The sequence below is a fragment of the Portibacter lacus genome (assembly GCF_021533215.1).
Classification (GTDB): Bacteria; Bacteroidota; Bacteroidia; order Chitinophagales; family Saprospiraceae; genus Portibacter; species Portibacter lacus.
This window is the reverse complement of sequence record NZ_JAJNKA010000012.1, coordinates 110,569-123,576: the sequence shown is the minus strand read 5'-3', so window position 1 is coordinate 123,576 and position 13,008 is coordinate 110,569. Positions and strand designations below refer to the sequence as shown.

The 13,008-nt window shown below is 35.8% G+C and carries 10 protein-coding genes; 1 reads left to right on the top strand and 9 read right to left on the bottom strand.

Going from position 1 to position 13,008, the window contains the following annotated elements; genetic code table 11:
- Positions 1-134 precede the first annotated feature (134 nt).
- Genes L2586_RS18535 through L2586_RS18525 form a run of 3 tightly spaced genes read right to left on the bottom strand, consistent with a single transcriptional unit; the run spans position 135 to position 2,645 of the window.
- Positions 135-755 (bottom strand): DUF4230 domain-containing protein, encoded by a 621-nt coding sequence (locus tag L2586_RS18535; RefSeq protein ID WP_235294437.1) that lies wholly within the window; start codon positions 753-755, stop codon positions 135-137.
- A complete protein-coding gene (locus L2586_RS18530) occupies positions 756-1,604 on the bottom strand; it encodes a DUF3108 domain-containing protein (RefSeq protein ID WP_235294436.1) in 849 nt (282 codons plus the stop codon).
- Positions 1,605-1,622: 18 nt separating this feature from the next.
- Positions 1,623-2,645, bottom strand: a complete 1,023-nt coding sequence (locus tag L2586_RS18525) for a lysylphosphatidylglycerol synthase domain-containing protein (RefSeq protein ID WP_235294435.1) — start codon at positions 2,643-2,645, stop codon at positions 1,623-1,625.
- A 28-nt stretch (positions 2,646-2,673) separates the two neighbouring features.
- Between L2586_RS18525 and ruvC the strand changes: the two genes are divergently transcribed.
- A complete protein-coding gene (gene ruvC, locus L2586_RS18520; RefSeq protein WP_235294434.1) occupies positions 2,674-3,231 on the top strand; it encodes a crossover junction endodeoxyribonuclease RuvC in 558 nt (185 codons plus the stop codon).
- A gap of 4 nt (positions 3,232-3,235) precedes the next feature.
- Here the strand turns inward: ruvC and L2586_RS18515 are convergent, their stop codons facing one another.
- The 6 genes from L2586_RS18515 to L2586_RS18490 form a co-directional block, all read right to left on the bottom strand.
- Positions 3,236-5,614 carry an outer membrane beta-barrel family protein gene (locus L2586_RS18515; protein WP_235294433.1) on the bottom strand — a complete coding sequence of 793 codons (2,379 nt, stop codon included), beginning with the start codon at positions 5,612-5,614 and terminating at the stop codon, positions 3,236-3,238.
- Positions 5,615-5,748: 134 nt separating this feature from the next.
- Positions 5,749-6,882, bottom strand: a complete 1,134-nt coding sequence (locus L2586_RS18510) for a helix-turn-helix domain-containing protein (protein WP_235294432.1) — start codon at positions 6,880-6,882, stop codon at positions 5,749-5,751.
- An 8-nt stretch (positions 6,883-6,890) separates the two neighbouring features.
- Complete coding sequence (locus tag L2586_RS18505) at positions 6,891-7,292, bottom strand: HIT family protein (RefSeq protein WP_235294431.1); 402 nt, start codon at positions 7,290-7,292, stop codon at positions 6,891-6,893.
- A 2-nt stretch (positions 7,293-7,294) separates the two neighbouring features.
- A complete protein-coding gene (gene greA, locus L2586_RS18500) occupies positions 7,295-7,768 on the bottom strand; it encodes a transcription elongation factor GreA (RefSeq protein WP_235294430.1) in 474 nt (157 codons plus the stop codon).
- 124 nt (positions 7,769-7,892) lie between these two features.
- Positions 7,893-8,936 (bottom strand): PorV/PorQ family protein, encoded by a 1,044-nt coding sequence (locus tag L2586_RS18495; protein WP_235294429.1) that lies wholly within the window; start codon positions 8,934-8,936, stop codon positions 7,893-7,895.
- A 14-nt stretch (positions 8,937-8,950) separates the two neighbouring features.
- Positions 8,951-12,991, bottom strand: coding sequence for a hypothetical protein (locus L2586_RS18490; RefSeq protein ID WP_235294428.1), 4,041 nt, complete (start codon positions 12,989-12,991; stop codon positions 8,951-8,953).
- Positions 12,992-13,008: the final 17 nt, after the last annotated feature.

Genomic DNA, 13,008 nt, shown 5'->3' with positions numbered 1-13,008 from the left:
TATACAAAAGCGTTCAAAAGGATGTTCTACAGGTGATAAGGGTATTAAGGCTTACCATGAGGACTTAAAAGCTTCAATTTCATCTGCGCCATATTATTGACATAAATCAACCGCAATGTATAAAATTTATTCGATTAATATGAATTTTCTAGCTTTTTAACATCCTGATTATTAGATGAAACTTTCAATTCCCAGCCTGCAGCTTGCAACATCCAGCTAAACATATCGATTAATTCATCCTTTTTTTCTGAAGCCTCTTTGAAAATTGTTTCGTTCTCTTCCGCAGTGGTTCGAATAAAATCCTTCGCATCCGCATTCAGTTTGTTATAATCTGATGTGGTGAACGAATTAAAAGTACCCTCCGTAATATCATAATAATCTATATCGTGATCTATAGACAAAATTTCAGGATCTGGGAAACCTTTTATGGTTACAGTCTTTGTGCTTTCATCCGCAACCATGTTAATATCTTTGAAGTCATAGCCAATGCTTACTTTGGCCTTTACTCGAACGAGTGCTTTCTTTCTAAGCAAACTAATATCATAGTAATAGTAATCACTATAATCTTTAACTTCTGAATAATATGCCTCCAGTGTGATTAACTTATTAACTTTCTCTAACCGCTCTAGAATAACTTCTTTGCTACTTATGATATTAGGTTGTGGTGGCTGAAAGTAAAACCTGAATTGGTATACAAGAAATACAACAACTCCTAGAAGCAAAATGAAAAATAGATACTTTAGTGATTTCGTCATCTATTTCTCAACTTTACTGGAGAATGGATGCTTTAAGCCGCTATACTCTTTTAAAACTACCTTTACGGAACCTACTGAAACCGGAGATTCTATGATCAATGGTATTTTATTTTCATCATCTGAAACCCAAATATTCATCTGCGCATCTTCATCGAACACTTCTCCCGCAATAAGCTCAGGTGATATCTGAAAGGTATTGTAGTAACCTAATCCTTTCACCCATTTCTTAGGAACCTTACCCTTCATCCTAATGTCTAATTCGTATGTTTCCATATCTAGAAACATTTTCGCTGGAATCGACTTCCCTGCCCCAATATGCTCATAATCCAGATTCCGCATTTTGTATATTAAAGAAAGCATATCATGCATGCAATTATCAAATTCGAAGGTCTGCAACTTAGCTTCTTCCTTTGTTTTCCCTCTTTTAGATGTTCCTTGTTGCGCTACTTGATCAAAATTGACTTTATCATATAGTGTATAATTTCCTTCCTGCACATCCCGTATAAACGTATGTGGAAGTAGGGTTTCTTTGTCTAGATAAGTGAAATAATAATCCCGCACTTTGAAAAACCACTCGTAAGAAGAGTATGTTCTTCCAGTCGCTGATATTCTATATTCATGATCTGTCTCATTTACTTCGAAGGTGACTTCACCCGCAGATAACCACACGAAATTCCAGTTATAATATACTTTATAGACGATCTTTTCACCCTGCCCGAAACTGTTATTGACAGTGTTGCAATCATCATTTGTAATATCTTCATAGGATGCTTCCTCTTCTGTGAGGAAAGAAGGCATTACCAGCATTAGCGCTAGCGTTATAAAGATGGATATTGATTTTATTTTCATTACTGGTATAACGTAAGTTTATTTAAAATAATTTCTGCTTAATCCTAAAGTTCTTGTTAAATTACTGGAAAGAATGATCAAAGCGCCCGCTATAGAAGGGATGATCAAGTTCAAAAACCATAAAATGTAAGAGGATGCAAGTATCGATAATTCATTAAAATGATACATTTCCCATACAAGAAGTGCAATTTCTCCTCTTGCTAAAAAGCCAAGAACTGGAGGCAAAGGAAGGCTCGTTTGCACTAAAAAAATCGTAGATATTCCGATTAATCCACTCCACAAATTGATTTCTAAACCGAAAAAATAGAGGATGAATAAATACTGCACCATGTACACAGCATATCTCAATAATGCCAGTGCCAGCACACTCAATAGTTGTGATGATTTATACTCTTTTAATAACTTCAAGTGAAACAATGATTTCTCCACAACCTTGAAGCGTTTAAATCTTTTCAGAATAGTTGTGACGAGGTCAATGTTAAAGTATAGGAAAATAAGAAGTGATAATAAGATCAAACCAACTGCAAGTCCCGAAAAGTATAGATAACTCTCCATTCTGCCTTGCTGATGCATTAAGACAATGGCAGCCAGCAATCCAAGGCCAATATTCCATATGTTTTGGGCAAAGCTAGAAATCAAGGTTGATATTACTGCCCGCCAGTTATTTTGTGGTTCCACCATAACCATTCGTCCACCATATTCTCCGATCCTATTCGGTGTCAAAAGCGCGATACTTATTCCACTTAGAATCGCTTTGAAAGATCTAAAAAAGCTAATTTTTTCAAAGGGATTAACTAGAATTTGCCACTTTCTACTTTCGATTGCCCAGTTTAGGGGCATAAGTAAGATACAGAGAAAAACAAAATACTGTTCTCCATTCTGGAAATTCAATTTGAAATGCGACCACGATTCACTAAGGTCATTATTGAGAAAAAGCTGACGATATAGAAAATACAGCAAAACTCCTATAAATACAGATTTAAGGATCAAGTTCCACCATAGGACATTTTTATTAGATTTTATAACCATCTTTGCTGGCAAGGTAAAAGTTTAATCGCATATTCGTTATATGGAATTGATAAAGAATAGAATTATAGGGATTGATCCAGGCACAAATATATTGGGTTTTGCTGTAATTGATGTCATTAAAAAAGAATACAAGATTCTTGATATGGGCGTTATCAAATTGGCTTCTTTTCCAGACCACACGACGAAATTGAAAGAAATTTTTCTTCAAATTCAGGAAATCATTGAAACCTACCTCCCTAATCAGATGGCAATCGAAGCTCCTTTTTTCGGAAAGAATGTACAAAGTATGCTTAAGCTAGGCCGTGCACAAGGAGTATCTATGGCTGCTGCAATGACAATGGGTCTTGAAATTATGGAATATTCTCCGAAAAAAATAAAGCAAAGTGTGACAGGTAACGGAAATGCTTCGAAAGAACAAGTTGCTGCTATGCTTTCACAACTCCTTAAGAAGAAATTTCATGACCAGTATCTAGATGCTACAGATGCTCTAGCTGTCGCCGTTACCCACTCACATCAAAGCATGGGTCCGCTAGGCGGAGGAAAAAAATATAAAGATTGGTCTAGTTTTGTAAATAATAATCAAGACCGAGTGAAGTAGTATCTTAATTACTACGTCTTTTTTCTTCCTCATTTCCCCCATCACGCTGACCTACATTAATCTTTTTGTTTCCAAAATTATAGCTTAATGTTACACGAAGATTTCTACTACTATAATTCTGACTATAGACGGTCTTTACTCCATTAACAACTGAAGCAAGGTAATCGTAACTTGCACTGTCTAAAATATCATTAGCAGAAATAGATAAGTTCCACTTACTATCTAGAAAAGAGCGACTATATGATAAATCTAGACTGTATGTCTCACCTACTTCGAAGATATTACTTCTGTATGCTGGACGATACCAGAAATCTACTTGAGCCTTACTGTTCTTACCCATCGAAATAGAATTACTTGTAGAAAAATAGAATTGAATTCCATTTTGCTCTACTCCATCTACTGTATCATCAAACTTAGAGCTGGACTGAATAAGATAAATTTGGTTTTGTGTACTCCACCAATTGGTTGGCTCTAAACTTATTCGTTCGCCAATTCCCAGATTATAATTCGTAAAGTAGTTTCTTCTGATCGTTGCTTGCTCTTGGGTTATTGGATCCGCAGAAAAAACAGTCCCAAATCCATCGGTAAGATAATTAAAGAAAATATTAGAATTAAAGACCCCATTATAAGTATGATTGAAATCAAAATTATCGGAGAATGATGGCTGAAGGAATGGATTTCCTTCCGAATAAGACTGATCATTGATATAGATTCTAAATGGATTCAGATCTCTAAATCCAGGTCTATTGATTCGCCGTCCATAGTTGAAAGAAAACTTAGATGCTTCTGTTGCTACATAACTAGTAAAAAAAGACGGAAATAATTTATAATATTGATTGGTATTCTCTTGCCCTAACGTTTCTGAGACGCCTGTCGTATTAGTGCTTTCTAGTCTTAATCCAATGATTGCAGAAAACTTAGGACTGAAAGTTTTACTACCACTTACATATATTGCTGATGTATGTTCTGTATAGTCAAACTCATTAGACAATAATTGGTCGAGAACAGGCTCACCACTCATTAAATTATAACTTAGAATTCCATTAATTGATTTAATACGACTGTACTTTAGTCCATAACTCAGGCCTAGAAGACTTAATGGCTGAACAAAATCCAATTTAAGACTTTGATTTCTAATGATCTGATCAGCATTATTTTCAACGAATAAGTTTTTTTCTATAAACTGATTACTATCGGATTCTAAATCTACATCAGTATTCTGAGTAAATGAGTTTTTATATTCGAATAGATCCAAGTCCAAAACAATAGTCCTTCCTGCTGAATCTAAAGCCCATTTGTTATGAAAATTAAATGATTGATTTTGTAAATTAATTGCTCGTGTGCTATTATTGACTAGGTGGTAAGACTCCTCTACATCATCACCTCCTACAGAAGTAATAGCTAAACTATTAAAGCCAGGATTCCCTATGCTTCCAAAGTATTGAACCCCTGTTGTCCACTTTTCATTTACATCATAGTCGAAAAGTAGTTTTCCAGTAAATCTCGAAACACTATTTTTTGAATTCATTTCCATATCCCATTCTTGACCTGGAAACTGGACAGCAATACCTTCTCTCTCCCACCTGTGACCTAAGTCAGTGCTCACAGAAGCTGAAAGACGTACTTTATTTCTATTCAAATTGAACTGATCTGAAAAAGTATAGAAGTCATACAAACTTTGATTGTATGATACATTAATCCCATTCTTCCATGAATTACTCCTCCCTTTCTTTAAAACTATATTAATAAGACCTCCACTTCCAGCAGCTTCATATTGAGCAGGGGGATTAGTGATTATTTCTAGCTTTTCAATATCTTCTGCAGACAATCCAGATATAAATTCAACAAGTGCTTCACCATCTAGTTGTAAAAGTCTTCCATTCAGAAGTATCCTAGCATTTGATCTTCCTATCATGGAAATGCCATCAGTGCTGACAATTAAACCTGGAGCGATCTTCATTATATCCATGGCATTTCCGCCTTTCGATGCAATATTTCCAGCAACATTAAATATCAGTCTGTCAGGCTTTTGCTCGATGAGTCTTTTCTTTGCTACTATATTAACTTGATCCAGTTCTAGTGAACTAGTAATCATATATATTGCATCCATATCCATATCGGCAGTTAATTCAATTTGACTACCATAAGTACTTAATCCTATATAGGTAATTTCTAAATGATAAGTGCCCTTCTTTGCTTCTAGATAGAAACCACCATTTTCATTTGTAATGTCTGAGTCTACGATAGATGATGTACTATCATATAATACAACTGTAGCAAATTCTAAAGGTGTACTACCTTCATAGACACTTCCCGAAATAGATAATTGTGCAAAAATTCCAAAACTTGAAAACATAAAGATGATTGATAAAACACTTTTCATAATTCTTTCTTTTTTTACAAATGTGCAATGATATCTACCACGAGTCGACCGACTAAGGAAAGTCGAACTCATTCGTACCTATAAAATTCGTTCGACTTTATTAAAAAGACGTAGTACTATTTCGTAAACAACTATTAATCAGCGGATTTACGGAACTCTGACGGCGTCATAGAGGTAAATTTTTTAAACGCGGTATTGAAAGAAGATTTAGAATTAAAACCTACTTGATATAGGATTTCCGAAATAGTCATCTTCATATTTCTCGGATCCTTGAGCTCTTTCATTGCTTCTTTGATTCTATACTCATTAACATAATCAAAAAAGTGCTTTCCGATATAGTGGTTTATTAATAAAGAAAGTTCTGTAACTGGAAGATCTACTTTGTTAGCGAGTGACTGTATGGTTAAGTTTGGATTCAGAAATGGCTTCAATTCTAACATAAATTTTTCAAGGCTTTGAATCTTTTCATCGACTTTTTCAGTTCTTGGCGGATTATTTTCAGTTTCTAGGATAGCATTTACAGGTTTCTGAGTGGTTTTTATTCCTCTGAAAATTTCTGGCTTGTAAAGTGCTTTTAAGATTAGCCAACATGTGAATATTAGCACTAGAATGACGACCATTATCCTAATAAAATTCAATGATTCTGCGTCTTCAACTACGAACTTAGAAAAGGTCTTAAAGAGTACCAATAGTAGAATTATGGCGGAAAATATATTAAGTTGAAAAAGCCATTTGATATTATTAGCATAAAAGCTTGAGAAATTCTCCAATGTAATTTTTCTAGCTTTCGCTAAAACATAAAAAATTAAAACTTTATATACTATAGACTGGACATAGCTCATCGTGATGACAAACTGTGTTTCAGGATTGTATAAGTAGTTGTTAAAGTATGCTTCTTTTCCAGCGGCATCTACACCATAGAACCTCGGAATGAGCACAACGAAGCTTATTATATAGGGAATAAAATGAAGCAAATGCTTTCGTGAAAGCTTAAAGTCCTCGTAGATTAAACTAAGCACATAAAAGTATAGCAATGGTTGGTTAGCGATGGTCAGATCTATTCGGAACATCTCTAAAACCATAGGGACATCTATAAATCTATGATAGAAGAATGAACTTATTTCTATAGCATTCAGAAATAGTAGCGTCCCTAAAATTCTATTGCTAAGCTTGTTATCAGACTTGACAGTGAAGAGGAAGAACGAAAAAAACAAGGAGAATACGACAACTACAAAACTTGCGATACTTAGTATTGTGTAATTATCCATCTAGCCAATTATACTACTTTTAGTGCACTTCTTATACTTGTAGCTAATTCACTATATGCTGCCTCAGTCAGCTTTACTCTTTCTTTACCGAAATCCATATCCCGAACAGTGTTAATCGGAATTAAATGAACATGCGCGTGTGGAACCTCTAATCCAATTACGGTTACCCCAATGCGCTCACATGGAACAACTTGCTCTATTGCCTTGGCTATCTTCTTCGAAAAGGACATTAATCCTGCTAATTCTTCATCACCTAGATCGAAAATATAATCTTCCTCTCGTTTCGGAATAACAAGTGTATGACCCTTAGCCAAAGGATTAATATCCAAAAAAGCAAAATAGTCTTCAGTCTCTGCAATTTTATAGCAGGGAATATCGCCTTTTATTATTTTAGAAAAGATGCTTGCCATGGTTACAGCGTTATACTTATAATTTCAAATTCCAAGTTACCACCAGGCGTAACAATCACTGCTATATCACCAACTGCCTTTCCTAGCAATCCTAGTCCTATAGGCGACTTCACTGAAATTTTCTTTTGTTTAATATCGGCTTCTGTCTCTGCTACTAACTGATAAAAGATTTCTTTACCTGTTTTAACATTTTTCAATTCAACCTTAGATAATACGGTTACACGAGAAGAATCTAGTTGGCTAGCATCTATAATTCTTGCATTAGCATACACCTTCTCCATCTCATTTATCTTCATCTCTAAAAGACCTTGAGCATCCTTAGCTGCATCGTATTCAGCATTTTCCGAAAGATCTCCTTTTTCTCTTGCTTCAGCAATTGCTGCTGCCACTTCTTGTCTTCCTTCTGACTTGAGTCGGTCTAACTCAGCTACTAATTTATCGTACCCTTCTTGGGTAAAGTAAGATATATTACTCATATCTAATGTATTTTATATTTTCGTTAATATGCAAGCGTTCCTAACCAGATAGGCAGGAACGCAAAATTAATTTCAATTTAGTGATCGTATGAACGACCTTGCTAAGATAATAATTTTAAATCTATTATATATTTAACTTTATTCCGATGTTATGAGTTCCCCGAAATGGACTTGTTGTTCGATATGCATAATCTATTCCGATATTTCTTGAACTACCTTTCTTAAAAGGAATATTTAAAGAAATACCACCAGCAACTCCTGTGTAAATATTATTTGTTGATTCTCCAGGAACAGAACCTATATCATACTTATATGCTCCTCTTAAGACTAAAAAGTCATTAAAGTGTACTTCTGCTCCTAATCCAATATTATCTCGTGAAAAAGCATTAGATGTGAAATTACCCGCTGCTCTTACAAAAGATGTCTCACTTATATAAATATCATAGGAAGCTCCAATATTTAATACTGAAGGCAATTCAAATTTCTGAGATCTTTGACCAACAGTTAAAAGGTAATTCGCTGTACCATCTGGATTACCTGATTGGAATGATAGGCCTTCACCTGCGAATCGCATTGGTGTACCGACATTCCTCAATGAAACACCTAACTTAAAGTTATCTTTTTCTCCAGTTACATACTGAACACCTGCATCTAGAGCAGCTCCGAAAGCAGAAACATCTGTTAAAGATTCAGATATAATTCGCACTAAAGCTCCTACAGAAATTTTATTCGCGTAGGTATATGAATAACCTGCACCGATATGAAAAAACGATGGATTAATATTCCCTCCTATTCCTTCTGGCTGGTTAACAGTTGTAATCGGAATCTCACCGAAATCCATAGAAGTAATACTTAATCCTAATGCACCTCGTTCTCCTACTTTGCTAGCAAATCCGATCGCGTTCAAACTGATTCCAGAACCTTCATACAATCTTGTATTTCCTAGAAGAAACTCCGTCCCTTCTATTCTACCTAAACCTGCAACGTTGAATCTCATAGATTCCACACCACTAATGAATGAGGTAGATAGACCATGAAGTCCTGCACTTCTCGCCCAAGGATTCAATAGCAATTCACTTGCTCCCGCCTCTCCTTGTCGATCCGGATTTCCAGCAAAAACTAAACTAATACTGAAAATGAGTAATAATGATAAATAAACTTTCTTCATCTTATCTTATAATTTTATAATCCGGAAGGATCAAATTTTCTATTAATTGCAAAAAACTTAACGGTTCTTTCTTCACCTAAATCTGGAGCTGCTACATGAATTAAGTAAACACCACTTGAAATCGGAATACCACTACTATTTCGTAAGTTCCATTCTAAATCAGGTGTTGGCTGTGTCTCGTTAATTCCAGGATTAGACCTTGAATTCTGAGCCACTCCCTTTTCATCTCGATTAAATTGTTGTATAAATTTCCCATCTAGTGAATAAATCGTAACGATTGCTCTAGGAGGAAGATTTGTAATCTTTACTATATTATTAAACTGGTTAACTTCGTATGCAGAATAAGCATAATAAGGATTAGGAACAACATTAATATTCTCTAGCGCACCTTTGTATTCTTCTTCTACTAGATCACTAGCCGCTTGCCCTCTAAATTCAAATTCGTACAATGGATTTCCATCTACTGGCTCGAAACTAGTAGCAGAGTAATCATAATCATTCTCTAGTCTATACTTGTCCTGAACTCTCAGCTTCACTGTCACATCGTTCGGAATTACTCCATCTGCATAAGACAATAGCTCTGAACCTTCTCTTAACATCGGTATACCCGCCCATGTAATCGTTTCTAGTGCTTTTAACTTTCTCAAAGTTGGTGCACCTGCATTTAGTCTAGTCCCAATGTATTCACATCCATCATATTCTTGACGTGTAACATAAATAGTGTGTTGTCCTCCTGTTACAAAATTCCACAAAGTAGCAGGAATTCCTGCTGGCGGTTCTGCAAAAAGTTCTGAACTTGGATTGAACATCATATCTGCTCCGATTGCTTTCTCGTCTTGTAAAAGTGCTGCAAAATCAGCATTGTAACTTGAATTCTCACCGAAAAATATATTTAATCGCTCACCAGTTTCTACATCTACAGCATATCCAGGGAAATAACCATATCCTGTTCCTGTCCCATCAGGATCCGCAAGTCCATCGCCATCATTATCTGATTTCCCAACGGATGGAGAGTCCCTTAAATCAAACTGCTTAGTGTCTCCAATTGTGCTAAATCCTGCATCTCTGAAATCTGAATGCGCTGTTTCTACAACAATACATCTACTCCATAAATCTTTATTGGAAGTAAAAACAATATCAACATTATTGATATCCTTCATACTTGTTCTTCCTCTTACTAACGCATGTCCAGCGGCATCTTTATAGGCTGGAGTTATATAAGGTCCTGTAGCTCTGTAGTCACCTATCCAAAATGGAATAAATCCTGTATTTCCTACATTATTAAGGTTCTGCTCTAAGTCAAATTCAAAATCAACTTCTCCATTACGATTTTTAACGAAATTATAAATTCCAGCAAATGTGGGTGTGTCATCGCTTATCATTAATAACCAATCTTGCCCGTTAGCATCTTGATATTCTATCGCTCCTCCTATCACTCCATTCCTTGGATCTTCTTGATCTCCTGGCTCACCTAACTGGCTAACACTTACAGAAAAACCAAAATCATTAACCACTTGCTCGTTTACTCTGTTGATCGGAAATTCAGAGCGTATAATCCTTCCATCTTCCTCTCTCGTAATCTGCCAATATGCATTATCATCTAATGCACCACTGTTGTTTGATCCGCCAATGATTTCTAATGTGTACTTCCCATCTTGTAACTCAATTGGATTAATTACTTTCACACTAATTGGACCTTGGCCTCTTTTATAAGTTATTCTACCTTCCGTCTCATTATTAAGGATTTTTTCATACATCCCTTCTTCAAGATCCAAAAAGTTAGTTCCTGTTCCAGCTCCTCTTAGTCTTGTAACTATAGGACCATCACCGTAAAAACTATTGATATTCTCATAAGCAAGAGTTCTCGGAACTCCAGTATAAACCCTGATATTCTTCCTTCCCTCACAGTACTGCATTTGCTGACCAACTCCTGTAGCAGGATCGAAGTCATCCCAATTATTATAAGCATAGGCTAGTACCATAAAGTAATACTCTTTATGATTTACTAAATTCTTATCAGTAGTAGAAAACTCATCCGTCGTTATATTAAATGCGTGCTCTATTCCTTGATCTTGACCTTCTACTTTCCTGTCGAAAGACCATAATAATTGTGAATTTCCTTGGTAAGGATTAACAGTAGAGGTCCAATTGTAAAGTTCTGTAATTTCGTTCTTTAAATCGACCTGTCTGATCAACCTCGCTTTTTCTATATCATCTAACTCTTGAGGAGTTACTTGTGGATTAGCTAATTGATAAATTTTATATCCTTCGAACACAAATAAACTATCACTAACATCATCCGTTGCTAATAAATCCACTCCTTTGTACTGCTCAAAAGCATTATTAGATGAAATAGTGTCATTTGTTAAAATGATAACCAATTGTCTATCTAATTCTACAATGTCCATATCTGGAGCATCGGGACCATCTTTTATTTCAAAACAACTGTTGAATAGATTCTGCGCTAAATCATCAGCTGCTTGTAATCTTGTAATATCAGGACATGGATAATCAAAATTAGGAACCCAAACAGCACCGATGATTAACTCATTAATCGCTTGTGGTTTCAAGGTAAAAGGACCAGAAGCTTGAATTGTCCTTCTATCTCCGAAAGGCAAGCCTGCTGTACACATAGACCATCTTACCGGATCATTAGGTGCACCTGATAATACAAATTTAGTAGTATCTGTACTTCCTATGTTGTAACCAGAACCTCCTAATGTAATAGGTAGACCATCTTTCCAGAATCCACTTAAGTAGTTATAATACTCCACATCGATATCCGGATCCGTAGTTCCATCGATTGGTTGGCCGATACCTCCATTGTTATAATATATAAAAGAAGACATCCCTAGTTCCACAAGTGTATCTGGGCTACTTTGATCTCCTGGTGGGAGATCTATTAATGTTCCATTAGGACCGAATTTCTTTGGTGATAAAGGTCCTCTAAAGTAATCTATTCCTAACATCGGAATTTCATCGCAGTAAGTGGTTACACCTCCTTCACAAGTACACCCATTCGCACCATCTAACTCATCTTCATTATATACGTAAGCCATACTTCTTGTTGTATCGCAACCTACATAATCATCTGTAAAACAACCTAAATCAGGATCCACCCACATTGCAAAATAACAATCTCCGATATCCACTTGCGCTCTATTAATAAGTTTGTAGCGCTGAAAAGTCATATCGTTTATAGCATCGTTCGTAGCATATGCAAATGCTTGAACTTGAACTTCCATTTGAATTTTTTGTCCCTGAGTTGCTGTGTGTGCTCCACCAGCATCATTATATATCCAGAAAGTCATCTCATCAGGATATTGAGGAAGAGGACAACCTCTAATTTCAATGATTGGATAATCTCCATTAACTGGATCATAATCATTAGAAAAGTCTTCATCCCAGAATGAACCTAGTGCTTGTTCTGTATTCGGAAGTTCAAATTGGAACTTCTCTAAAAAATAAGGGTTTCCTTTTCCTGGCCAGTATTTTACACCATCGGGAATAGAATCAATATCATAAGGAATTCCTGTTCTTTTAGACAACTCAAACTTTCTTAAGTGCTCGTCAATTTCTTCACCTGTTACTGTAAAGAACCTATCCCAGTTTTCACAGGTTTGTAATTCTGTCGTCCCAGATATAGGATCTATCGGACCTGGGTAAAAATCATTATCTGAACTACTTCTATAAGTAGCTGCCGCCATTTTCAAGTTCCCTGATGGGTCATATCCTCCTAACCAAACTGCTCCAGCAAAAATGGCTGAAACTTCATCCAAACCTGAACCTATTGGTACTTTAGGAACAACATAACGACCTTCTGATAAATTCCACCACACATCACCACCGGTTGTTAGTCTGGCTCTTACGTTATTAATCGCCATATCCACCTGCTCTGTTGCAGGCACACAATCCTCTCGGAAAGATACTTGACTATTATTCGTAAGTTCTTTTTTTAACTTATGCAGCTTAGGATTAATGTGTGCCTGGACAGCACTCGCAAAACCTAAAACCAATAATGCAAAAAGACTAATTCTTAATGTATAAATTCTCATATATTCTGAATTCGCTA